General features: G+C 71.8%; 18 protein-coding genes and 1 tRNA gene. 16 read left to right on the top strand and 3 right to left on the bottom strand.

Annotated elements, in window-relative coordinates; genetic code table 11:
- Positions 1-2: 2 nt before the first annotated feature.
- The 3 genes from fabG to DNL27_RS06780 all read left to right on the top strand — a co-directional run bounded on the left by fabG (position 3) and on the right by DNL27_RS06780 (position 1,797).
- Positions 3-728 (top strand): 3-oxoacyl-ACP reductase FabG, encoded by a 726-nt coding sequence (gene fabG / locus DNL27_RS06770; protein ID WP_112235782.1) that lies wholly within the window; start codon positions 3-5, stop codon positions 726-728.
- Positions 729-769: 41 nt separating this feature from the next.
- Positions 770-1,525, top strand: a complete 756-nt coding sequence (locus DNL27_RS06775; protein WP_112235085.1) for an SDR family oxidoreductase — start codon at positions 770-772, stop codon at positions 1,523-1,525.
- Between the two features lie 186 nt (positions 1,526-1,711).
- Positions 1,712-1,797: transfer RNA gene (locus tag DNL27_RS06780), tRNA-Leu, on the top strand.
- A gap of 76 nt (positions 1,798-1,873) precedes the next feature.
- On the opposite strand, the gene DNL27_RS06785 is transcribed toward DNL27_RS06780, so the two are convergent.
- On the bottom strand, positions 1,874-2,647 hold the full coding sequence (locus tag DNL27_RS06785) for an Ltp family lipoprotein (protein ID WP_112235086.1): 774 nt from the start codon (positions 2,645-2,647) through the stop codon (positions 1,874-1,876).
- Between the two features lie 415 nt (positions 2,648-3,062).
- Here DNL27_RS06785 and DNL27_RS06790 point away from each other — a divergent pair, with 415 nt between their 5' ends.
- The 5 genes from DNL27_RS06790 (at position 3,063) to DNL27_RS06810 (ending at position 9,101) form a co-directional block, all read left to right on the top strand.
- Complete coding sequence (locus DNL27_RS06790; RefSeq protein WP_112235087.1) at positions 3,063-5,252, top strand: MMPL family transporter; 2,190 nt, start codon at positions 3,063-3,065, stop codon at positions 5,250-5,252.
- Positions 5,253-5,401: 149 nt separating this feature from the next.
- The gene (serB, locus tag DNL27_RS06795) at positions 5,402-6,331 is read left to right on the top strand and encodes a phosphoserine phosphatase SerB (protein WP_041297358.1); all 930 of its coding nucleotides are present in this window, start codon (positions 5,402-5,404) and stop codon (positions 6,329-6,331) included.
- Between the two features lie 78 nt (positions 6,332-6,409).
- Positions 6,410-7,192 (top strand): ABC transporter ATP-binding protein, encoded by a 783-nt coding sequence (locus tag DNL27_RS06800; protein ID WP_058956113.1) that lies wholly within the window; start codon positions 6,410-6,412, stop codon positions 7,190-7,192.
- Positions 7,193-7,201: 9 nt separating this feature from the next.
- Complete coding sequence (locus DNL27_RS06805) at positions 7,202-8,122, top strand: sulfite exporter TauE/SafE family protein (protein ID WP_112235088.1); 921 nt, start codon at positions 7,202-7,204, stop codon at positions 8,120-8,122.
- 151 nt (positions 8,123-8,273) lie between these two features.
- Positions 8,274-9,101 carry an RNA methyltransferase gene (locus tag DNL27_RS06810; protein WP_112235089.1) on the top strand — a complete coding sequence of 276 codons (828 nt, stop codon included), beginning with the start codon at positions 8,274-8,276 and terminating at the stop codon, positions 9,099-9,101.
- Positions 9,102-9,291: 190 nt separating this feature from the next.
- Here DNL27_RS06810 and DNL27_RS06815 read toward each other — a convergent pair whose 3' ends face one another.
- A complete protein-coding gene (locus DNL27_RS06815) occupies positions 9,292-11,313 on the bottom strand; it encodes a S8 family serine peptidase (protein ID WP_239494264.1) in 2,022 nt (673 codons plus the stop codon).
- A gap of 284 nt (positions 11,314-11,597) precedes the next feature.
- Positions 11,598-11,855 (bottom strand): type B 50S ribosomal protein L31, encoded by a 258-nt coding sequence (locus DNL27_RS06820; protein ID WP_019309201.1) that lies wholly within the window; start codon positions 11,853-11,855, stop codon positions 11,598-11,600.
- Positions 11,856-12,116: 261 nt separating this feature from the next.
- On the opposite strand from DNL27_RS06820, the gene DNL27_RS06825 reads away from it, so the two are divergent.
- The 8 genes from DNL27_RS06825 (at position 12,117) to wecC (ending at position 22,879) form a co-directional block, all read left to right on the top strand.
- Complete coding sequence (locus tag DNL27_RS06825; RefSeq protein WP_112235091.1) at positions 12,117-13,181, top strand: biotin/lipoate A/B protein ligase family protein; 1,065 nt, start codon at positions 12,117-12,119, stop codon at positions 13,179-13,181.
- A 133-nt stretch (positions 13,182-13,314) separates the two neighbouring features.
- Positions 13,315-14,343 carry an LCP family protein gene (locus DNL27_RS06830; protein WP_112235092.1) on the top strand — a complete coding sequence of 343 codons (1,029 nt, stop codon included), beginning with the start codon at positions 13,315-13,317 and terminating at the stop codon, positions 14,341-14,343.
- Between the two features lie 179 nt (positions 14,344-14,522).
- A complete protein-coding gene (locus DNL27_RS06835; RefSeq protein ID WP_239494266.1) occupies positions 14,523-15,854 on the top strand; it encodes a glycosyltransferase family 4 protein in 1,332 nt (443 codons plus the stop codon).
- Positions 15,851-17,695, top strand: a complete 1,845-nt coding sequence (locus DNL27_RS06840) for a glycosyltransferase (RefSeq protein ID WP_112235094.1) — start codon at positions 15,851-15,853, stop codon at positions 17,693-17,695. Before DNL27_RS06835 ends, DNL27_RS06840 begins: the two co-directional genes overlap by 4 nt.
- A complete protein-coding gene (locus DNL27_RS06845) occupies positions 17,692-18,624 on the top strand; it encodes an ABC transporter permease (RefSeq protein ID WP_239494268.1) in 933 nt (310 codons plus the stop codon). Before DNL27_RS06840 ends, DNL27_RS06845 begins: the two co-directional genes overlap by 4 nt.
- Positions 18,614-19,636 carry an ABC transporter ATP-binding protein gene (locus DNL27_RS06850; RefSeq protein WP_239494269.1) on the top strand — a complete coding sequence of 341 codons (1,023 nt, stop codon included), beginning with the start codon at positions 18,614-18,616 and terminating at the stop codon, positions 19,634-19,636. The genes DNL27_RS06845 and DNL27_RS06850 overlap by 11 nt, the downstream gene beginning before the upstream one ends.
- Entirely contained in the window at positions 19,633-21,549 is a 1,917-nt protein-coding gene (locus tag DNL27_RS06855; protein ID WP_112235096.1) for a glycosyltransferase, read from the top strand. Before DNL27_RS06850 ends, DNL27_RS06855 begins: the two co-directional genes overlap by 4 nt.
- A gap of 82 nt (positions 21,550-21,631) precedes the next feature.
- Positions 21,632-22,879, top strand: a complete 1,248-nt coding sequence (gene wecC, locus DNL27_RS06860) for a UDP-N-acetyl-D-mannosamine dehydrogenase (RefSeq protein ID WP_112235097.1) — start codon at positions 21,632-21,634, stop codon at positions 22,877-22,879.
- Positions 22,880-22,953 lie beyond the last annotated feature (74 nt).

Genomic DNA, 22,953 nt, shown 5'->3' on the forward strand with positions numbered 1-22,953 from the left:
CCATGTCAGAGAACCCCCCCGCCGCCCGCACCGTGCTCGTCACGGGCGGCAACCGCGGCATCGGCCGCGCCATCGCGGAGACGTTCGTGGCGGCCGGGGACAACGTGGTGGTCACGTCCCGCTCCGGTGACGACGGCCCCGAGGGTGCCCACACCGTGAAGGCGGACGTCACCGACTCCGCCTCCGTGGACGCGGCGTTCCAGGAGGTCGAGGCGACGTTCGGTCCCGTGGAGGTGCTCGTGGCCAACGCGGGGATCACCAAGGACGCCCTGCTGGTGCGCATGAAGGAGGCGGACTTCCAGGACGTCGTGGACACCAACCTCACCGGTGCCTTCCGCGTGGTGCAGCGCGCCACCAAGGGCTTCATGCGCCTCAAGCGCGGCCGCGTGATCTTCATCTCCTCCGTGGTGGGCTACACCGGGGCCCCCGGGCAGGTGAACTACGCGGCGTCCAAGGCCGGGCTGATAGGGATGGCGCGTGCCATCACCCGTGAGCTGGGCTCCCGCGGTGTCACGGCCAACGTGGTGGCCCCCGGCTACATCCACACCGCCATGACGGACGAGCTGCCCGAGGACGTCACCGAGAACTACCTCTCGATGATCCCCGCCGCACGCTTCGGCCACGTCCAGGAGGTGGCCGGTGCCGTGAAGTACTTGGCCTCCGAGGACGCCGCCTACGTCTCCGGCGCTATCATCCCCGTAGACGGCGGGCTGGGCGTGGGTCACTGATCTCGCACCCGCCCGTGACACCCCTTCGAAGGAGAGAATGCATGAGCACAGTGGCCGGCAAGACCGTGATCATCACCGGATCCTCGCGGGGGGTGGGCGCGGACACCGCCAAGATCCTCGCGGGCCAGGGCGCCAATGTGGTGATCAACTACCGCCAGAAGGCCCCGCGCGCCACCAAGGTGGTCAAGGAGATCATCGAGGCCGGCGGCCGCGCCATCGCCGTGCAGGCGGACATCACGGACCCGGAGTCCCGCAGCGGTCTGTTCCGCGCCGCGGTGGACGAATTCGGCGGCGTGGACGTGCTGGTGCTCAACGCCTCCGGCGGCATGGAGACGGACCTCGGCGAGGACTACGCCCTGAAGCTCAACCGCGACGCGCAGAACGACACCCTCACCGAGGCCCTCGGCCTGCTGCCCGAGGGTGGCCGCGTGGTGTTCGTCACGAGCCACCAGGCGCACTTCATCAACGAGGTCGAGACCATGCCCGAGTACGACGCCGTGGCCCGCTCCAAGCGTGCGGGGGAGGACACCCTCACGGCGCGGGTTCCCGAGATGGCGCAGCAGGGTGTGAGCTTCGTGGTGGTCTCCGCGGACATGATCGAGGGCACCGTGACCGCCACGCTGCTCAACCGTGCCCGCCCGGGTGCCCTGGACGAGCGGCGAGCTGCGGCCGGCAAGCTCTACACCGTCAACGAGTTCGCCCAGGAGATCGCCGCGATGGTCACCGCGGACGTGGAGTCCGGGCACGTGGAGCTCGTGGGCGGGGCCGAGGACTTCCTCGCCCAGGCGGGACAGTGATCGGCACCGCCACGCTCACCAACTGAGCCCCACCGAGGACGACGCTGCACGCGGACCGCGCGTGCCGCGTCCTCGCGTTCCGGGCCCGCCCCGGTTCGAACGGTGCTGGGAACTGTGGTAGGTTTTCTGTCGTTGCCGAGGGCCACCGGGGTTTCGTTCGCACGAACCCCACCGGCCCGGACACCTGCGCGGGTGGCGGAATAGGCAGACGCGCTAGCTTGAGGTGCTAGTCCTCGTATTAGAGGGTGGGGGTTCAAGTCCCCCCTCGCGCACAGAGAAGAACCCCGTTCGACCATTGGTCGGACGGGGTTTTCTCATTGCCGGCTCGCAGCCTGATCGTCCCCGGTCTCAGAGCCCGTTCGCGGTGGCTCCGTGCGCTGCCTGCTCCGGGGTGAAGCCCTCGAAGACGAGCTGGTCGATCAGGGCCGCACGCGAGTACCCGGACATGTCCAGGTACTGCTTGCCCTTCTTGGCCGCCTGCGCCATGTAGTCCGGGCTGGTGGTGTCCACGCCGTAGGTGGCCTGCTCGGTGGTGAAGCCCTCGAACTGCAGCTGCTCGATCAGACCGCTGCGGGAGAACGCGGACGTGCGGAGGTAGTCCTCGGCCTTCTTGGCGGCCTGCTCGTCGTAGTTGGTGGAGAGGCTGTCCACGGCGGCCGTGGCTTCCTGGGCGGTGAAGCCCTCGAACTGCAGCTGCTCGATCAGACCGCTGCGGGAGAATGCCGTGAACGCGAGGTACTCGGACGCCTTGCGGGTGGCGCTGTGCTGCGACACGCCGCCCTTGCCCGTGCTGCTGCTCGCGCCGGATTCCGCGTCGTCACCGCTCGGGGAACGCGAACCGGTCGTGTCCTTGGCCGGGCTCGGTGCGGGCGGTTCGGGGGCGGAGCTCTCCGCGACCGCCACGTACGAGGTGCTCTCGTCGGCCGGCGTCTCGGCGGCCTCGACGGTCTGGGCCGCGTCGGACGACGGCGCGGTGACCGTGTCGGTCGAGGAGCTGGACGCGGCGGAGCTCTGCGTCGGAGCGGGTGCCACGGAGGACGTGGTGGATCCGCACCCGGACAGCAGTGCGAGAGCCACGGCGCCGCCGGAGAGCAGGAGAACGGGGGAGGGTCGCTGAGCCAAGGCGGGCCTTTCGGTGAGGGATGTGCCGAGACGGCATATCAAATGCATGAGCATGTATTTGCTTTCATACATAGTGACATCCGGACGCCCCCGTGGATGCCCCCACTACGGCCTACACGTGCCGCCCCGCGGCCGGGGCCCGGGCACCTGGGCAGGGCGCGGCCGGACCCGTAGCATGAGGGTCAGTGACCCGCGGCGTGCAGTGCAGCGGCGTCGTCATCAGGGCCGCAGCGCAGGGCGCGGACGGTCGCCCTCGCTTCGAGACCCCAGGTGAGACATGCCGAGCAACCCCGAGCCATCCCCCAAGGTGAGCAGCCGGCTGAGGGGAGTCCCGCCGACCGTACCGGAGGGCGCGACCGCGCGGGAGAGTGCTGAGGGCCCGCAGAACGCGGGCGGGGGCCGTGCCGCCGGCCCGATGACTCGCACCTCGTCGGATCGCGACAGGGGCCGTCTGCGCGGCGGCACCGGTGTACCCGGGTGGCTGCGCTGGCTGACCCCCGTGGTGCTCGTGCTCGTGTGGTTCGGCGTCATGGGCGTGGGCGGGCCCACGTTCGGGAAGCTCTCGGAGGTCACGTCCAACTCGCAGGCGGACTTCCTGCCCGTGGATTCCCAGGCCACGCAGGTGCAGGACCGGCTGGGGGAGTTCCGCGACACGGACGGGATCCCCGCCATCGTGGTGATGGAGTCACAGTCCGAGATCAAGGCGTCCCAGCTGGACCGGATCCGCACCGGCACCCGCGAGCTGGCGGGTGCCGCCGACGTGCTGGAGGTCTCGCCGCCCATCCCGTCCGAGGACCGACGGGCCGTGGAGGTGGTCGTGCTCCTGGACTCCGCCGCGGACACCGGGGACGCCGTGGCCGGGCTGCGCGAGAAGCTGACGAACCTCACCCCGGAGGGCCTCGCCGTGGCGGTGACCGGGCCCGCGGGTCTCGTGGCGGACCTCTCCGAGGCGTTCTCCGGCATCGACGGGCTGCTGCTGGGAGTCGCGCTGCTCGCGGTGCTGGTGATCCTGGTGGTCGTCTACCGCTCGCCCCTGCTCCCGCTGCTGGTGCTGCTCACGAGCGTGGCGGCGCTGTGCGGGGCGATCCTCGCGGTGTACCTGCTGGCGGAGCGCGGCGTGATCGCCCTGAGCGGGCAGACGCAGGGCATCATGTCGATCATCGTGATCGGCGCGGCCACCGACTACGGGCTGCTCTACACCGCGCGCTTCCGGGAGGCCCTGCACACCACCTCGTCCCGCTGGACCGCCACTCGGATCGCGTGGCGGAGCACCGTCCCGGCCGTGCTGGCCTCCGGGGCCACCGTGATCGCCGGTCTGCTGTGCCTGCTGCTCTCGGACCTCTCCTCCAACCGCGGGGTGGGTCCCGCCACGGCCATCGGCGTGGTCTTCGCGATCCTCGCGGGGCTGACCCTGCTGCCGGCCCTGCTCGCGGTTTTCGGCCGCGTGGCGCTGTGGCCCAAGACTCCGCGCGTGGACGAGCACCCCGAGGCGCACGCGCAGGCCATGGACCCCTACGCCCACCGGGGCGTGTGGCCCGCCGTGGCCCGGCTGGTGGACCGGAGGTCGCGCGCGGTGTGGCTCGTGTGCACCCTGCTGCTCGGAGTGGCCGCGGTCGGAGCCACCCAGCTGGACGCCGGCGGAGTGCCCGAGTCCGAGTTCGTGCTGGGACAGTCCGAGGCCCGGGACGGCACCGCCGTGCTGGAGCGCCACTTCCCGGGCGGCTCCGGGGACCCGGTGTACATCATTGCCGCCCGTTCAGAGGCCGAGGACGTGGCCCGGCACCTCGCCGCGGACGACGACGTCGCCTCGGTTGCCTTCACCGCGCGCGACTCCCCGAGGGGGACCCTCCCCTACCCCGCTCCGCAGGCCGGGCCGTTCGCGGGGGTCGAGCCCACCGTGAGCCGCGGGGACGTGCTGATCCAGGCCACCCTCACCTCCGCCTCGGACTCCGAGCAGGCCCAGGCCGCGGTGCAGCGGCTGCGCGGGGAGCTGGCCGAGATCACCCCGGAGGCCGCCGTGGGCGGCACCTCCGCCGTGCAGGTGGACACCATCGCCGCCTCCGAACGGGACCGTGCGGTGATCATCCCCGTGATCCTGGTGGTGATCCTGCTGGTGCTCATGGTCCTGCTGCGCAGCGTGCTGATGCCCGTGCTGCTGATCGCCACCACGGTGCTGTCCTTCCTGGCGGCGCTGGGAGTATCCACCCTCGTGTTCGAGCTGCTGGACCTCAACCAGGCGGACCCCACCGTTCCCCTGTTCGGCTTCGTGTTCCTGGTGGCGCTGGGCATCGACTACAACATCTTCCTCATGAGCCGCGTGCGCGAGGAAGTGCTCGGCGCCGGGCACCGCGCGGGCGTGCTCGCGGGGCTCATCACCACCGGCGGGGTCATCACCTCCGCGGGCATCGTGCTCGCGGCCACCTTCGCGGCCCTGGCCGTGCTGCCCATCCTGTTCCTCGTGCAGCTGGCGGTGATCGTGACCATCGGCGTGCTGCTGGACACCATCGTGGTGCGCTCGCTGCTGGTGCCCGCCCTGGTGCTGGACGTCGGGCCCCGTTCGTGGTGGCCCTCGCGCGTGGGCACCCCCGGCCGGCACCGGGCGTAGCGGATCCGCGCCCGGGCCGGGCCCCGGTCGTGGCACACACCCGAGCGGTGAGCAGGCATACCGGTCCGCGCGCCGCGCACCCTGCGACGACCGGCGGCGGGGGACCGCGGGCTTTGTGCGCCCCACCGCGTGGCCGATACACTGCGGCCATGCCCCAGAACTGTGCCGTCGTCGCCCTTTCCGTCTCACCGGACGAGGAAGCCACGCGCGCCGTCGTGGACGCCGTGCAGCGGGCCGGGATCCCCGTGGACTCGCCCACCTGGGTGCGCGTCACCGGCACCGCCTCGGACGACCAGGCCGCGGACGTGGAGGGCTACAACGCCCTGAGCATCCCCGCCGAGGTCGAGGACGTCCCCGCTCTACGCCGCGCACTGCAGCCGGACCCGCAGGAGCAGCTGGTGCCCGGGGTGGACCTCGACGTCGTCGAGCGCCGCTGGATGCACCACGAGCGCCGCAAGCTCGTGGTGCTGGACGTGGACTCCACGCTCGTGCGCCAAGAGGTCATCGAGCTGCTCGCGGCCCACGCCGGCCGCGAGGCCGAGGTCGCGGAGGTCACCGGGCGGGCCATGCGCGGGGAGATCGACTTCGAGCAGTCCCTGCGCGAGCGCGTGGCCGTGCTGGCGGGACTGCCCGCGGAGGTGATCGGCGACGTCGCCGCCGCCGTGCGGCTGTCCCCGGGCGCGCAGGTGCTCGTGCGCACCCTGCTCAAGGAGGGTCACGCGGTGGCCGCCGTCTCCGGCGGATTCGAGCAGGTGCTCGCCCCGCTGGCGGAGACCCTCGAGCTCACGCGCCACGCCGCGAACACCCTGGAGGTCCAGGACGGTGTGCTCACGGGCCGGGTGACGGGCCCCGTGGTGGACGGCGCCGCCAAGGCCCGCCTCGTCGTCGAGTGGGCGCAGGAGCTGGGAGTGGCCCCCGAGGACGTCATGGTGGTCGGGGACGGCGCCAACGACGTCCCGATGGCCCGCACCGCGGGACTGTCCGTGGCGTACCGGGCGAAGCCCGCGCTGCGTGCCGTGGCGGACACCCAGCTGAGCCTGCCCAACCTGGACGCCCTGCGGTTCTTCCTGGACCTGTGAACCGCGTCCCGCTTCGGGAGGCCGCCGCCGGTGCGCCGGACTGCGGAGCGGCGGGCCCCGGGCACTAGAGTTGCCGTCATGAGTGCAGTTCTTGAATTGGTGGACGTCACCGTGGTCCGCGGTGAGAAGACCCTGCTGGATTCCGTGGACTGGACCGTGCAGGACGGCGAGCGCTGGGTGATCCTGGGCCCCAACGGCGCGGGCAAGTCCACCCTGCTGTCCATTGCCGCGGCACGGCTGCACCCCACCCGCGGGATGGTGGACATCCTGGACGAGATCCTCGGGGCGGTGGACGTGTTCGAGCTGCGTCCGCGCATCGGTGTCAGCTCCGCGCCGCTGGCCGGGCAGATCCCGCACGCGGAGTCCGTGGCGGACGTGGTGCTCACCGCGGCGTACGGCGTGACCGGGCGGTGGCGGGAGGAGTACGACGCCGCCGACGTGGCGCGCGCCGAGGAGCTGCTGGACGCGTGGGGCCTGGCCCCCTTGCGGGAGCGCCGCTACGGGACCCTGTCCGAGGGGGAGCGCAAGCGGGTGCTGATCGCGCGTGCGCTGATGACGGACCCCGAGCTGCTGCTGCTGGACGAACCGGCCGCCGGTCTGGACGTGGGGGGCCGTGAGAAGCTCGTGCAGCGCCTGGACGAGCTCGCCCGGGACGAGGCCGCCCCGGCCATGGTCATGGTCACCCACCACCTGGAGGAGGTCCCGGACGGCTTCACCCACGCGCTGCTGCTGCGCGAGGGTCGGATCGTGGCCGCGGGGCCCGTGGGGCAGGTGATGACCCAGAAGAACCTCTCCGAGACGTTCGACATGGCCCTGAAACTCGTCAGGGTGGGCCACCGCTACGCCGCGTTCGCGCGCTGAGCCGCCCGCATGATGCACCTCAGCGCAGCCCTTCCCACCCAGTTGCTCGGCGCCGGGGGCGCCGTGGGCTTCGAGTGGTGGCAGGTGCTGCTCATCCTGGTGGCCGGGCTGTGGGCCGGGACCATCAACACCATCGTGGGCTCGGGAACCCTCGTGACGTTCCCCGTGCTCGTGACCATGGGGGTTCCCCCGGTCACGGCGTCCATGTCCAACGCGATGGGCCTGATCGCGGGCAACCTGACCGGCGCCTGGAGCTACCGCAGCGAGCTGCGCGGGCTCAGGCGCACCCTGCTCAAGCTGCTGCCGTGCTCGGTGGCCGGCGGGGTGATCGGGGCCGTGCTGCTGCTGCACCTGCCCGAAGAGGTCTTCGAGGTCGTCGCGCCCGCGCTGATCGTGGTGGCCCTGCTGTTCGTGGTGTTCCAGCCGCGGCTGCAGGCCGTGGTGCGTGCCCGCAAGGAGCGCCAGGCGAGCACCCCGGGTGCCCCTCCGGGCGCATCGGGGCACGACGCCGCTGTCCCCGCCGAGGGGGGCACGGCGTCGTCGTCCGCGCAGCCCGACGGCGCACGGCAGCCCGCGATCCTGTACGTGCTCGTGTTCCTGGCCGGGATCTACGGCGGGTACTTCGTGGCGGCGCAGGGCGTGCTGCTCGTGGGCATCCTGGGGGTGTTCCTGCTGGCGCCGCTGCAGTCCGCGAACGCCGTGAAGAACGCGCTCGTGGCCGCGGTGAACATCGTGGCCGCCGTCTCCTATGTGCTGCTCGCGTTCGAGCGCATCAACTGGTGGGTCGTGCTGCTCATCGCCGTGAGCTCCACCGTGGGCTCGTGGCTGGGGGCGAAGATCGGCAAGCGGATGCCCCCGGTGGTGCTGCGCAGCGTGATCGTGGTCCTGGGGCTGGTGGCACTGGCGAACATGGTGTCCAAGCTGCTCTGACGAGAGCCTCCGGCGAACGTACGAGCACGTGCGCGCGCCCAGATCGCGCCGCGCTGGCCCGTCCGCGGCCCTCCCGGATCCCGCGCGCCGGCCCGGTGCACGCCCGGCACGCACCACAACGAATCCCCATCCCGACGACCCAGGAAGTCCCGTGACCTCACCCGCACCCCTGTCCGAGCGCATCGTGGAACTGAGCGATCCCGCCGATCCCCGCGTAGCCGACTACACGAGCCTCACGGACGTGTCCCTGCGCCGGAAGCTGGAGCCCGAGCGCGGGCTGTACCTCGCGGAGTCCTCCAAGGTGCTGCGCCGCGCGCTCGACGCCGGGCACCGGCCACGGTCCTTCTTCATGGCCGAGAAGTGGCTGGACGGACTGCGGGACGTGCTCGAGCGCTACGACGTGCCCGTGTACGTGGGCGCGGACGAGGTGCTGGAGCAGATCACCGGCTTCCACCTGCACCGGGGCGCCATGGCGGCCATGCACCGGCCCGAGTCGCTGCCCCTGGAGTCGGTGCTGGCCTCGACGCGGCGCGTGGCCATCCTGGAGGACATCGTGGACCACACGAACGTGGGCGCCATCTTCCGCTCGGCCGCGGCCCTGGACGTCGACGCCGTGCTGGTCACCCCGCGCTGCGCGGACCCCCTGTACCGGCGCGCGGTGCGGGTGTCCATGGGCACGGTCTTCCAGGTTCCGTGGGTGCGCCTGGAGCACTGGACCGCGGACCTGCAGCGCGTCAAGGACGCCGGGTTCCTCACCGCCGCACTCGCCCTGAGCGACGACGCCGTGACCGTGGACGCCCTGGCGGCCGAGGCACCGGAGAAGCTCGCACTGATCCTCGGCACCGAGGGCCAGGGGCTGGGGGCGGCCACCCTGCACCACGCGGACCGGCACGTGATCATCCCCATGAGCCACGGGGTGGACTCGCTCAACGTGGCGGCGGCGAGTGCGGTGGCGTTCTGGGAGACGCGGCCGCGCTGAGGCCGCTGAGCCGCGGTCCGTACAGGGCGGCGTCGTCGCGCTCGAGCCCGGTGAGGGCTCCCCAGGGCCCGGCGACGGGCACGCGGTGCGAGGGGCGCCCACCGGGCACGGTTTCACAGACGACGACGGGCGGCTCCCCTGGTGGGGAACCGCCCGTGGGCGTGTCAGCGGCGAGGTGGCGCGAGGGCCGTCAGCGCGTGGTCCACACCCCGCGCTGGGAGGTCCAGTGGGCCGTGACGCCGTGGGAGAACCGCTGGTGGACCACCCCGTTGGAGGTGTACTCGTCCGTGGCGGGCCAGCCCCAGCCCCGTTCCAGCCCGGCGCGCTTCCACGCACCACCGATGGCGCCGGTCTCTTTGACCGCGTGGGCGCCGGTGGAGGCGCTCCACAGGACCTTGGTGGTCGAGCCACCCTTGCGGTGCACCTGGTAGGCGCCCCCCTGCACCCGCACTTCGTCGGTCGCGGGGAAGCCGTATCCGCGTTCCCGCCCTGCGGAGATGAACTTCTTGCCCACCACCGTGGCGTTCTCCACGATGTGCGCGCCGGTGCTCCGGTGCCAGTAGATGGTGGTCTTGCGGCCGTTCTTCACGAATTCCTGGTAGCGGCCGCCGTCAGCGGCACCGGCCTCGTTCATCACCGGGCTGCCCCACTTCGCCGCTCCTCCGCTGGCGGTCCACTTCGCGGCAATCCCGCCCGTGGTGGCGAAGCTCGTGGGGGCCACCGCGCGCACCGCCGCCGCCGGGTTGAGGTTCAGGGACCCCAGGCGCCCGCTGGCGGTGGACTTGAGGATCTGCTCCACGCGCGCGGGGGTGATGGCCGGGTCCCGCTGCTTCATCAGCGCCACGGTGCCGGAGACCAGGGGAGTGGCCATGGACGTGCCATACATGTTCCCGTACGTGGCCCCGGCGGGTCCGCGTGTGCCGGCGTTGACGGTGGAGAGCATCGGGTACTGGTTGGTGCCGCCCGGTGCCAGCACGTCGACGACGGCGCCCGTGTTCGAGTAGCTGGCCGTGTTGCCGTTGTTGTCCGAGGCGCCCACCACGATGGTGTTCGCGCAGTTGGCGGGGGCGGTGCCGCCCGCGTTGACCGCGGAGTTGCCCGCTGCAGCCACCACGGGCACCCGCCGGTTCACGGCGGCGTTGATGGCGTTCTGCATGGTGGTCCCGCACTCGCCCGGGTAGTTCAGCGAGAGGTTGATGACCGTGGCGGGGGTGCGGTTGGCGGGCTGTCCCGCCACCGGTGCGCCGGCGGACCACGCGACGGCGTCGGCGATGTCCGAGACCCACCCGTTGGTGCACTTGCCCAGCACGCGCACCGGCTGGATCTTCGCGCCCGGGGCGGCCCCGACGATGCCGTTGCCGTTGTTGGTCACACCCGCGGCGAGACCCGCCACGTGGGTGCCGTGCCACGAGGAGTTGCGGGCGGCGGGGGAGCACTCGCCGGCGGCGCTCCAGTCGCCCTGGTCCTGGGGGTTGGCGTCGCGCAGGTCCCCGTCACGGGACAGGGCGGTGTCGTTGATGAAGTCCCGGCCGGGGACCACCTTGGAGTTGAGGTCCCCGTGGGAGGTGATCCCGGTGTCCAGCACGGCGATGGTCTGGCCGTTGCCGCGGGAGAGGTCCCACGCCTGGGTGAAGTTCACACCGCCCTGCTGGGGCCACAGGGTCCACTGGTAGTTCGTGTAGGTGTCATTGGGCACCCAGGAGGTGGACGCGAGGCGGTCCGCCTCCGCGTACTCCACGGCGGGATCGGCCTGGATCTTCGCGAGGACCTTCTCCTGCTCCCGCTCGTCGAGCTCACGGTCCAGCTTGATCACGTCCGCCTGCGCGGCCGTGGTCTTGACCCGTCCGGCGACCTCTGGGGCGCGGGTCAGCGCGTGCTCGGCCGCGGCACCCACCACCTTCTCTTTGGTGGCCTCCGGCACGGCGGTGTCCTTGAACTTCACGATCACCCGGTCCGTCTCCGTGGGGGGATCGGAGGGCACGGTGCTCGCCGGAGTCTCGGGGGCCGGGGCCGTCGGTGCGGCGGCGGCCGGCTGCGCGGCGAGCACCAGTGCGGCCGTCACGGCCAGGGGCAGCGTGGCCCGGCGCACGACGCCGCCCAGCGCATTCCAGGGGCCCGCGGCGGCGTCGTCCCGTGAGGTGCGGAACGCGGAAGCGGTGCGGACAGGGGCAGGGGGGCGTGCTGCGAGCACGCGGGTAGGACGGAGCGCCATGGGTGGGGGAACCTTTCGTGGCCGCGGCACGGATCGGGGGGTGCGCCGGGGCCTGGGGGGACAAGAGCCAAGCTCATCCTAGGGGGAAGATCACGAAAGGGTGACGATCTGCGCCAAGGTGTCGTCATCCGGGCAGTGTGACGGGCCGTGCACGGGCGGCGCCACGGGGCGCCCGGCGCGGGAGTACCGCCCGGGAACAGTGCGAACCTGCGCGAGAACGGGCCCGGACGTGAAGACGCCCGGCCCACCGGAGGGTGGACCGGGCGTCAGGGGAGAAGTCCGGACTACTTGGACTTCCCGAAGTTCGCGAAGCGCTGGTTGAAGCGCTCCACACGGCCGGCGGAGTCCATGATGCGCTGCTTGCCCGTGTAGAACGGGTGGGACTCGGAGGAGATCTCGACCTCGATGATCGGGTACTCGTTGCCGTCCTCCCACGTCTCCGTCTTGGAGGAGGTGGCGGTGGAACGAGTCAGAATGACCTTGCCGGAGGCGAGGTCACGGAAGAGAACCGGGTGGTAGTCCGGGTGGATGTCAGCCTTCATGGTGTCAACCTTCTGTCGGTGCCTGGATTTTGCCAGGCACGGCGTTGCTCGGATGCGGTGCGCCCGAGCGGGCACACCAACCCACCATGGTACGCGCAACACGCCCCCGGGTCGATCCGGGACACGGACCGCCCGGCCACCGGTCCGCGGCAGGCCTACCATCGGGGGAGGACACTCGGCCGCACCCCGCACCGGGCGCGCACGACGCCGCCCACGCACCCCGGGACGCGACCGGAACCCACCACCAGGAAGGGTCGAGGCATGACCACCGCACGCGCACACGGCGAGTACAAGGTCCAGGGCGGGAAGCTGGTGGTCGCGGACCTCACGGTCACCGACCACCGGCTCACGGACGTCTCCGTCAACGGGGACTTCTTCCTCGAGCCCGACGAGGCGCTCGCGGACATCAACGCGGCTCTCACGGGGCTGCACGAGGACACCTCCGCGCAGGAGATGACCGAGCGGATCCAGGCCGCGCTGCCCGCAGGGGCCGTGCTGTTCGGCTTCGACGCCCGCGCCGTGGTCACCGCCGTGCGGCGCGCCCTCGGCAGGGCCACCACGTGGAGCGACCACGCGTGGGAGGTGGTGCCCGCCACCGTGCGGCCCACGCTGGAGAACCTCGCCCTGGACGAGGTGCTGGCCCGGGAGGTGGGCGCGGGGCACCGCCCGCCCACGCTGCGGTTCTGGGACTGGGACGAGCCCGCCGTGGTGATCGGCTCCTTCCAGTCGGTGCGCAACGAGGTGGACCCCGAGGGTGCACGGCGCCACGGGGTGCAGGTGGTCCGCCGCGTGTCCGGGGGAGGGGCCATGTTCATGGAGGCCGGCAACTGCATCACCTACTCCCTCTACCTCCCGCAGACCCTGGTGGACGGGATGAGCTTCGCGGAGTCCTACCCGTTCCTGGACGCGTGGGTCATGCAGGCCTTCGCGGAGCTCGGGGTGGAGGCGTTCTACGTGCCGCTCAACGACATCGCCACGCCGCAGGGCAAGATCGGGGGCGCCGCGCAGAAGCGCTTCGCCAACGGCGGGATGGTCCACCACGTGACCATGAGCTACGACATCGACGCGGAGAAGATGACGGACGTGCTGCGGATCGGGCAGGAGAAGATCTCGGACAAGGGCATCCGCTCCGCCAAGAAGCGGGTGGACCCGCTGCGTCGCCAGACCGGGATGCCCCGGCAGGACGTGATCGCCGCGTTGAGCCGCACGTTCACCGACCGCTACGGCGCCACGGCCGGGGCGGTCCGGGACGGCGAGCTCACCGCGGCCCGGAAGCTCATCGACGAGAAGTTCGGCACGCACGAGTGGATCCACCGGGTGCCCTAGGTACGATGTGCGAAAGCAACTGAGGATCTGCGGCCCGCGTGCAGCCCGGCGGCGCCGGGCTCGTGGGACCATGCAGTGACCGGCGCACGGAGAGCGCCGCCCGATCCGACATCCCCCAGCCCCGGAGTGCCACGTGTCCCAGAACGAGTACGAGATCAACGGCGAGCGCCCTGCGCCCCGCAAGCGGCACACGGGCCGCAACATCCTGCTGGTGCTGCTCGGGCTGATCCTGGTGGTGGCGGTGGCCGCGGGACTGTTCGTGTGGAACATCGGGCGCAACTTCGAGAAGGGCGCCAACAACCTCGAGTCCGCGTTCCCCGAGGAGTCCAGCCGCCCTGCCGAGGGCTCCAAGGAGGACAGCGGCACCACGGTGCTGCTGCTGGGCTCGGACAAGCGCCCCCAGGGCCAGGACCCGGACGTCACCGGTTCCCGTGCGGACTCCATCATGCTGCTGCACATCCCCGAGGACGGGGGCCAGATGTACGTGATGTCGATCATGCGTGACACGTGGGTCGACATCCCCGGGGTGGGTGAGGCCAAGATCAACGCGGCCCTGGACCAGGGCGGCATGCCGAAGATGGTGAGCACCATCGAGGAGAACTTCGACACCCGCGTGGACGAGGTGGCCCTGGTGGACTTCGCCGGCTTCGAGGGGCTCACCGACGCCCTCGGCGGTGTGACGGTGAACGTGCCCATGGCCTTCACGGCGCAGGGCGGGCAGCACTTCGAGGCCGGGCCCCAGAAGATGAACGGCGAGCAGGCCCTCGCGTTCGTGCGCGAGCGCTACGCGTTCCAGGACGGCGACTACCAGCGGGTGCGCAACCAGCGGGCGTACCTGCAGGCCATGCTCAACGAGCTGGTGAGCGCGGGAACCCTGACGAACCCGGTGAAGCTGAACCAGGTGGTCAAGCAGATCTCCCCCTACCTCACGGTCAGTGACGGTCTCACCGCGGGCTGGATCGCGCAGCAGGCCCCCAAGCTCGTGGGTCTGGGCAGCGGCGACATCCACATGTTCACGGTGCCCAACAAGGGTGTGGGGACCTCCGCGGACGGGCAGTCGATCATCGTGGCGGACCAGGACGCCATGAAGCAGATCGGCAAGGCCATCTCGGACGGGACCCTGGACCAGTACGCGCAGTCCGTGGGCACGCAGGGCCAGTGACGCATCGGCGCCCGGGCGGGACACCGCCCGGGCGCCGTCCGCGCCCCGCAGGTAACCGCCCGCAGATCACCCCCCCCCGCAGGTAACCGCCCGCAGGTCCGCTCCCGGCCCCGCCCGCTTCCAGCTCTGCCCCCATCCCACGTTCCTTCCCACCTCGTGACCCCCCACGCGAGAGGCCCATGAACACCTCAGCCCCCATGCGAGAGGCCCAGGACGCGTCCGGACCCCCGCTGAACGTCCTGCTCCTGACCAGTTCCTACTGGCCCGAGCACTCCCCGCCGCAGCGCCGGTGGTCCTCCCTGGTCAGCCACCTGAGGGAGCGGGGCTGGCGCGTGTCCGTGGTGTGCCCCGTGGCGCACTACGGTCCCGGCCCGGACTTCTCCGCGAGCACGCGGGGGCGCCCGTGGCGGTGCCAGCCCGGGTTCCTGGGGGAGCGCATCCACCGTGTCCCGTACCTGTTCGTGGGTGACCACCGGGCGGGGAAGCTGCTGGACCAGCTGGTGAGCGCCGCGGGCTCGGCCCTGCTGGGGTGCTTCACGGGGCCCCAGGACGTGGTGGTGGTCACCGCACCGTCCCTGCTACTGCTGGCCTCGGCTCTGCTGGTGGCGCGGGTGAAGGGGATCCCGCTGGTCGTGGAGATGCGCGACGCGTGGCCGAACCTCGCCCACGACGCGTCCCTGGTGCGCGGCGGCTCACGGTCCCTGGTCAACTGGGCGGTGGTCCACGTGCAGAACCGTGCGGACCTGGTGGTCACGGTGACCCAGGGCTTCGCCCGGACCCTGCGGCGTCGTGGTGTGCGCCACGTGGTGACGGTGCGCAACGGGATCCTGCTGGAGCGCACGCCCCAGCTGCCCCCGCCACCGCCGCGGCGGGAACGGCTGCGCGTGCTGTACCTGGGCAACCACGGTGAGTCCCAGTCCCTGGACCGGCTGATCCGCGCGGCACACCTCGCGGGGGACGCCGTGGAACTGACGATGGTGGGTCACGGCAGCCAGAAACCCGCCCTGCAGCGCCTGGCCGTGTCCCTCGGGGCGGACGTGCGCTTCCTGCCCCCGGAGTACCGGGAGCACGTGTTCGACCGCTACCGGGAGGCGGACACCGTGGTGATCTCCCTGCGCGACGACTGGAAGTCCTTCGAGGACACCATCCCGTCCAAGACCTACGAGGTGCTCGCGGTGGGCCGTCACATCACGGCGGTGGTGCGGGGAGAGGCCGCCCACGTGCTCACCGAGGCGGGGGAGGGGGACATCGTCCCGGCGGACCCCGCCGCGATCGCCGCACTGTGGACGCGGCTCGCCCGGGACCGCTCGCGGCTGCTCACCACCGGCTCCGGACGGGCGTGGGTGGCGCGCCACGCGGACTACGCGGACCTCGCGGTCCAGTACGACCAGCACCTGCGCGCCACCGTGCGGGAGCACTCGCGGGCCCGCGGGGTGGGGCTGCTGCCGCGCACCGCGCGACTCGCACAGGCGGTCTCCCACAGCTGGCGCACCCACCAGGACCCCGCGTGACGCGCCGGGCCCCGGCCACCGTCCGCCGCGCTCGGGAGATCGCCGTGAACCTGTGGCTCACCGCCGCCACGGCGGTCCACCACGTGGGTGAGGACCCCGTGGTGTTCTGCCTGCAGCTCTCCCGCCGGCTGCCGCGCCGCTGGGTGGTCCCGGCCGCGCGCCTCGTGTCCCGGCTGCCGGGCGGGCGGGCGGTCCCGGCACGAGCGACCGCCCTGCACGTGCTCGGCCGGGACGACGCCGCCCGCGCCCTGCTGCACGACGCGCCCGCGGCGTGGCCCCCCGCGGCCCGCCGCAGAGCGGCGGAGGTGGCCCTGGCCACCGGTGACCCCGGTCTCGCCGAGACCCTGCTGGAGCCGCTGCCCCGCGGATCCCGCGGCGCGGCCGCCACCCGCGCGCGGCTCGCCTGGCACCGCGGCGACGTGGACGGCGCCGTCGAGGTCCTGCGGCACGCCGAGCACGCCGGAACCGCCACCCGCGGCGAGCGCGCGTTCCACCTGCGCCTGAGCGCCGAACGGGACCTGCTGGGGGACTTCACCCCCCACCTGGACCCCGTCCCCGGCTACCAGCCCCGCGAGCGCACCCTTCTCTACGCCGTGACCAACTCCCTGCCCCACACCGGCAGCGGCTACGCCCAGCGCACCCACTCCTGCGCCACGGCCCTGCGGGACCGCGGCTGGGACGTCCACGCCGCCACCCGCCCCGGCTACCCCGTGCAGGTCGGCAGGATCCTCGCCCCCCACACCGACACCGTGGACGGGATCCCCTACCACCGCATCCTCCCCGCCCACCTGGCACCCACCGCCACCGGACGCGTCCAGCAGCACGCCGAGGCCCTGCTGCGCCTCGCCCTGCAGATCCGCCCCGCCGTGCTGCACACCACCAGCCACCACGTCAACGCGCTCGCCGTGCGGACCGTGGCCGAGGCCCTCGGGATCCCGTGGGTCTACGAGGTGCGCGGTCTGCTCGCGGACACCTGGGCCGCGACCCGCGGACCCGAGGCCCTCGCCTCCGCCCGCTACGAACGCTTCCAGCGCCGCGAGGCCCAGGCCGTGGCCGCCGCGGACCGCACCGTGACCCTCGGAACCGCCATGGCCGAGCGCATCACCGCACTCACCGCGGCCCTCGACCCCGAGGCTCCACCCCCGCGCGTGGACCTCGCCCCCAACGGCGTGGGACGCGACTACCTGCGCGCCGTGCCTACCCGCCACGACGCCCGCGCCGCACTCGGACTGAACCCCCACCACCTGATCATCGGCACCGTCAGCTCCCTCGTGGACTACGAGGGCCTCGACGACCTCCTGCGCGCCGCCGCGCTGCTCGCCCCCTCCCTGCCCGCCCTGCGCGTGCGCATCACCGGCGACGGCGTGGCCCGCCCCGCACTCGAACGCCTCGCCCGGGACCTCGGCCTCACCGCAACCGTCACCTTCACCGGCCGCGTGGACCGCGCCCACGCCCCCGTCCACGCCGCGGCCCTCGACATCTTCCTCATCCCCCGCAAGGACCGCACCGTCACACGCACCGTCACCCCCCTGAAACCCGTCGAGGCCATGGCCGCGGGCGCCACCGTGATCGCCAGCGACCTCCCCGCGCTGCGCGAGTCCGTCCACCACGAGCACACCGGCTTACTCACACCCCCCGAGGACCCCGCCGCGCTCGCGGCCGCCGTGCGCCGTCTGGCCTCCCGCCCCGACGACGCCGCCCGGCTGGCCCGCGCGGGCCGGCAGTGGGCACGCACGCACCGCACCTGGGACGCCGTCGCCCGCAACGCGGACGCGCGGTACTGTGATCTGATTCGTTCCGTCCCCCACACGGCCCACACCCGCGAGGAGAACTCCGCATGACCAGCAGTGCCGCCGCGACGCCGGGTTCGTGGGCCTCCCCGCAGGACGGAGGCCCTCCCCGCGCGGAACCGCGCCCGAGCACCGTGGTGGACTTCGACCCCTCGACCATGCAGGCGGTGGGGGCCCGCCCCCCGCTGGGCGACTACCTCCGGGACCTGTGGGGATCGCGCCACTTCATCTGGTACGACGCCCGGGTGCGCCTGGCCGTGAGCCAGGACCACACCCTGCTGGGCAAGGCGTGGATCGTGCTCAACCCCGTGCTGCTCGGGCTCACGTTCTACCTGATCTTCGGGCTGCTGCTGCGCACGGGGCAGGGCATCGACAACTTCGTGGCGTTCATCGTGCTGGGCCTGACCATGTTCACGTACAGCACCCGCTCGGTGGTGTCGGGGGCGCGGTCCATGGCGTCCGGCAAGGCCCTGGTGCGGGGGTTCATGTTCCCGCGTGCGGCACTGACCCTGTCCATCGTGGTCCGCGACGCCTTCACCCAGCTCTACGCCGTGGCCGCGATCCTGGTGTTCCTGCTGATCGTCCCTCCGTTGGAGCCCGTCTCCTGGACCTGGCTGCTCCTGCTACCCGTGATCGCGCTGCAGACCGTGTTCAACTGGGGTCTGGGAATGCTCCTGGCCCCCGCGGTGCACAGGATCCCCGACCTCGCCAACGTGCTCTCGTTCGCCATGCGGCTGTGGCTCTACGCGTCGGGGATCTTCTACGACCCCTCGCGCTTCGTGGACGACCCCCGGGTGCTCGCGCTGTTCCACGCCAACCCGCTCTACCAGGTGCTGTCCATGAGCCGCGACCTGGTGCTGCGCGCGCAGCTGCCCCACTGGTCCTCGTGGGCCGTGCTCGGGGGCGCTGCCGTGGTCCTGCTGGAGGTGGGATTCCTGGTCTTCTGGTGGAACGAGGAGAGCTACGCCGATGAACGCTGAGAGCACCCGACCGGCCCACGCCGCGGCCCCGTCCGCGGAGCTCGCCGCCCGCCCCGGGGCCACCGCCCGCCCACGACGACGCGGCCGTCGCCGTGCGGGGGCACCGTCGCCGGTGCCGTGGAGCCGGGCCGTGACGGGCCGGGCCGGGCAGGATGCGAACGAAGCTGTGGGCCCCGGCCCCGCCGTGGTGGTCGACCACGTGAGCATGGTCTACACCGTGACCTCCACCGGGGGAGGCGAGGAGGTGCCGGTGGCCGCGCCCGTGCGGTGGGCCAGACGAGCCCTGGGGCGGCCTCCCGTGGTGCGCAACCGCGCTCTCAAGGACGTGACGCTCGCGGTGCAGCAGGGCGAGTTCGTGGGGTTCATCGGGCGCAACGGCTCCGGCAAGTCCACGCTGATGAACGTGGTCGCCGGTCAGATGAACCCGACCTCCGGGCGGGTGCACGCCACCGGCACCCCCGTGAAGCTGGGGGTCAACGTGTCCCTGGTGCCGGCGCTGTCCGGGGCGAAGAACATCCGGCTCGGCTGCCTCGCGCAGGGCATGGACCCCCGGAGGGTGGACGAAATCCTGCCCGAGCTGGTAGAGATCGCCGCCCTCGGCAAGGCCATCCACTGGCCCATGAAGGCCTACTCCTCCGGGATGGCGGCCCGGCTGCGGTTCGCGGTGGCCACGGCCACGGACCCTCACATCCTCATCCTGGACGAGGCCCTGTCCACCGGGGACGCCCAGTTCCGGGACCGTGGCCAGACGCGCATGGCGCAGATCCGGGAGCAGGCCGGCTGCGTGCTGCTCGTGTCCCACTCCATGGCGGAGGTGCGGCAGATGTGCACCCGTGTGGTGTGGCTGGACCAGGGGGACCTGGTCATGGACGGGGACCCGGAGCTCGTGACACGGGAGTACGAGGCGTTCGTGAAGGAGCTCGCGGCCGGGAACAACGGGGCTGCGCAACGGATGAGGCAGCGGCTCATGACCGAGCTGGTGCGCACCGAGCTGCGCGAGGTGCATGCGTGAGCGCCCGGGGACCCGTGGGGCAGCTGCGGACCCAGCTGTGGCACCTGCGCCACGGCGGGGTGGCCCAGTGGCGGACGTACCGACGGCGGGCGGCACTGCCGTCCGGGACGGCCGCGAGCGCCGTCGTCAACCCTGCCCCCGAGGTGGCGGCCCCGGGGAAACCGGGCAGGGCCACGGTGTCCTTCACGCCGCAGGTGTGGCCCGAGCGCGGCCCCGTGCGCGAGGACGTGACGGCCGCGGTGATCCTGGACGACTTCTCCCTGCGGGCGCTGCAGTACGAGTGGAACCAGGTGGAGCTCACGCGGACGGACTGGCGCGCGGAGCTGGCCGCCCACCCCGTGGACCTGCTGTTCGTGGAGTCCGCGTGGCACGGCAACCACGACGAGTGGCAGTACCAGCTGACGGGCACCTCCGGTGTCAAGCAGCCCGTGAGGGATCTCGTGGCCCACTGCCGCGAGCAGGGGATTCCCACCGTGTTCTGGAACAAGGAGGACCCGCCGCACTACGAGGACTTCCTGGAGTGCGCGCGGCTGTTCGACGTCGTGCTCACCACGGACGTGGACAGGGTGCCGCACTACCACCGGGACCTCGGCCACGAGCGCGTGGGGGTGCTGCCGTTCGCCGCGCAGCCGGCCGTGCACAATCCGGTACGCCCCGGCACCGGGTACCACACCCGGGACGTGGCGTTCGGGGGCATGTACTTCGCCCACAAGTTCCCGGAGCGCCGCGCGCAGATGGACCTGCTGCTCGGGGGTGCGCACGACGTGTCGCCCAAGCTGGCCACGGGGCTGGAGATCTTCTCCCGGTACCTCGGCCACGACGAGCGCTACCAGTTCCCCGCGCCGCTGGACGCCCACGTGGTGGGGTCCCTGGACTACGAGCAGATGCTCACCGCCTACCGCGCCTACCGGGTGTTCCTCAACGTGAACTCGGTGGTGGACTCGCCGTCCATGTGCGCGCGGCGGATCTTCGAGATCACCGCGTGCGGCACGGCGGTGGTGTCCACACCGTCCGAGGCGGTGCGCCGCTTCTTCACGCAGGACCAACTCAGCGTCGTCTCCGACCGGGAGCACGCCGCGGACGTGGTCCGCGCGCTCGTGCGCAGCCCCGAGCTCGCGGACCGTACGGTGCACCGGGCGCAGCGGGAGATCTGGTCCAGGCACACCTACACCCACCGGGTGGAGACGGTCCTGGAACTCGCGGCCCCGTATCTGGCCCGTGCCCGTGTGCGTCCCACCGTCACCGCCCTGCTGTGCACCAACCGCCCGCAGCGCGTGGCCCAGGCGCTGCAGGGGATCACGGCCCAGCAGGACGTGGCCCTGGACGTGGTGCTCGTGGCCCACGGCTTCGACCCCGCGACCCCCGCCGTGGCCAAGGCCGTGCGGGCGTGTCCGCTGCAGGTGACCACCGTGGCCGCGGACGCCTCGCTCACGCTGGGGGAGTGCCTCAACCTGGCGGTGGAGCACGCCACCGGGGACGTGCTGTCCAAGATGGACGACGACGACTACTACGCCCCGCGCTACCTCGCGGACCTGCTGGACGCCCTGTCCTACGCGGACGCGGACGTGGTGGGCAAGCAGGCCCACTACATGCGGGTGGAGTCCCAGGACGCCACGCTGCTGCGCTTCCCCCACCGCGAGCACCGGTACACGGACTTCGTCATGGGGCCCACCATCACCGGCCGCCGGGAGGTCTTCCACCAGATCCCCTTCCAGCGGCGCAGCACGGGGGAGGACACGTCCTTCCTCGCCGCCGTGCGCGAGGCGGGGTACACCATCTACTCCGCGGACCGCTTCAACTTCCTCCAGTTCCGGGGCGCGCACGGCCACACGTGGCAGGTGTCCGACGCCGCCGCACTGGCCACCGGGGACGTGGTCCTTTTCGGGGACGGCCGGGCCCACGTGACGGTATGATCCTGGGAGGAACCAGGTATTTGCAATGGAAAAAACCAAGGCGGCCGTCCTGGGCGGGCCGTCGAACGCGTGAGGTGCACACATGAGTGAGTCGTTGGAAGTCGTGTTCGTGGGGCTGGGCTACATCGGTCTTCCCACCGCCGTGGTGATGGCGAACCACGGTGTGCGGGTCCACGGAGTGGACGTCAACGCCTCCGCGGTGGAGCGCATCCAGCGCGGTGAGGTGACCATCGTGGAGCCCGGGCTGGAGGAGCAGCTGAAGAAGGCCGTGGACAGCGGCCAGCTCACCGCCACCACCGAGATGCAGCACGGGGACGCGTTCGTGATCGCAGTGCCCACGCCGTTCAAGGAGAACTACGAGGGCGACCTGTCCTACATCATGTCCGCGGCGGAGTCGATCGCCCCGCAGCTGCGTGGCGACGAGACCGTGATCCTGGAGTCCACCTCCCCGCCGCGCACCACCCAGAAGCTCGCGGCCAAGGTCATGGAGCTGCGCCCGGACCTCTCCCTGAACGGGGAGGACGACAAGCCCGTGGTGCACTTCGCCTACTGCCCCGAGCGCATCCTGCCGGGCAAGGCGCTCGAGGAGCTGATCTCCAACGACCGCATCATCGGTGGCCGCACCCCGGAGGCGGCGCGCCGTGCTCGCGCGGTCTACGCCTCGTTCTGCGAGGGTGAGCTGCTGGAGACGGACGACGTCACGGCGGAGATGTCCAAGCTCACCGAGAACAGCTTCCGGGACGTGAACATCGCCTTCGCCAACGAGCTGTCCCTGATCGCGGACCACCTGGGGATCGACGTGTGGGAGCTCATCGAGCTGGCCAACCACCACCCCCGCGTGAACATCCTGCAGCCGGGCCCCGGCGTGGGCGGGCACTGCATCGCCGTGGACCCGTGGTTCATCGTGGCTGCGGACCGCGAGAACTCGAACCTGATCCGCACCGCCCGCGAGGTCAACGACGGCAAGCCCAAGTGGGTCATCTCCAAGGTGGAGGAGGCCTGCTCCCACGTAGAGTCCCCGGTGATCGCGGCCCTGGGCCTCGCGTTCAAGGCGAACATCGACGACCTGCGCGAGTCCCCGGCCATGAACATCACCAGGGACCTCGCGGAGCACGTCAACCACGCCACGGTACTGGCCGTGGAACCGAACGTCTCCGAACTGCCCAAGGGGCTGCAGGGACTGCCCAACGTGGAGTTCGCCGAGTACAAGGACGCCATCGAACGCGCGGACGTGGTCCTGCTGCTCGTGGACCACGACGAGTTCAAGGCCCTCCCGGCCACCGCGCTCAAGGGCAAGGCAGTGGTGGACACCAAGGGGCTGTGGAGGTGACTGCCACCTCCTGCCCTTGCTGTTCTAGAGAGTAGACAGCACGTGGCGCGCGGTGGGGGATGGTGGTCGACCCG

The sequence above is a fragment of the Kocuria sp. BT304 genome, assembly GCF_003290245.1.
GTDB lineage: Bacteria > Actinomycetota > Actinomycetes > Actinomycetales > Micrococcaceae > Kocuria > Kocuria rhizophila_A.

Coding starts and splice junctions, on each gene's coding strand:
- DNL27_RS06775 (WP_112235085.1), top strand. CDS start 770: ATGAGCACAGTGGCCGGCAAGACCGTGATCATCACCGGATCCTCGCGG.
- fabG (WP_112235782.1), top strand. CDS start 3: ATGTCAGAGAACCCCCCCGCCGCCCGCACCGTGCTCGTCACGGGCGGC.
- DNL27_RS06820 (WP_019309201.1), bottom strand. CDS start 11,855: ATGAAGGCTGACATCCACCCGGACTACCACCCGGTTCTCTTCCGTGAC.
- DNL27_RS06835 (WP_239494266.1), top strand. CDS start 14,523: ATGAACACCTCAGCCCCCATGCGAGAGGCCCAGGACGCGTCCGGACCC.
- serB (WP_041297358.1), top strand. CDS start 5,402: ATGCCCCAGAACTGTGCCGTCGTCGCCCTTTCCGTCTCACCGGACGAG.
- DNL27_RS06815 (WP_239494264.1), bottom strand. CDS start 11,313: ATGGCGCTCCGTCCTACCCGCGTGCTCGCAGCACGCCCCCCTGCCCCT.
- DNL27_RS06850 (WP_239494269.1), top strand. CDS start 18,614: ATGAACGCTGAGAGCACCCGACCGGCCCACGCCGCGGCCCCGTCCGCG.
- DNL27_RS06790 (WP_112235087.1), top strand. CDS start 3,063: ATGACTCGCACCTCGTCGGATCGCGACAGGGGCCGTCTGCGCGGCGGC.
- DNL27_RS06845 (WP_239494268.1), top strand. CDS start 17,692: ATGACCAGCAGTGCCGCCGCGACGCCGGGTTCGTGGGCCTCCCCGCAG.
- DNL27_RS06800 (WP_058956113.1), top strand. CDS start 6,410: ATGAGTGCAGTTCTTGAATTGGTGGACGTCACCGTGGTCCGCGGTGAG.
- DNL27_RS06805 (WP_112235088.1), top strand. CDS start 7,202: ATGATGCACCTCAGCGCAGCCCTTCCCACCCAGTTGCTCGGCGCCGGG.
- wecC (WP_112235097.1), top strand. CDS start 21,632: ATGAGTGAGTCGTTGGAAGTCGTGTTCGTGGGGCTGGGCTACATCGGT.
- DNL27_RS06825 (WP_112235091.1), top strand. CDS start 12,117: ATGACCACCGCACGCGCACACGGCGAGTACAAGGTCCAGGGCGGGAAG.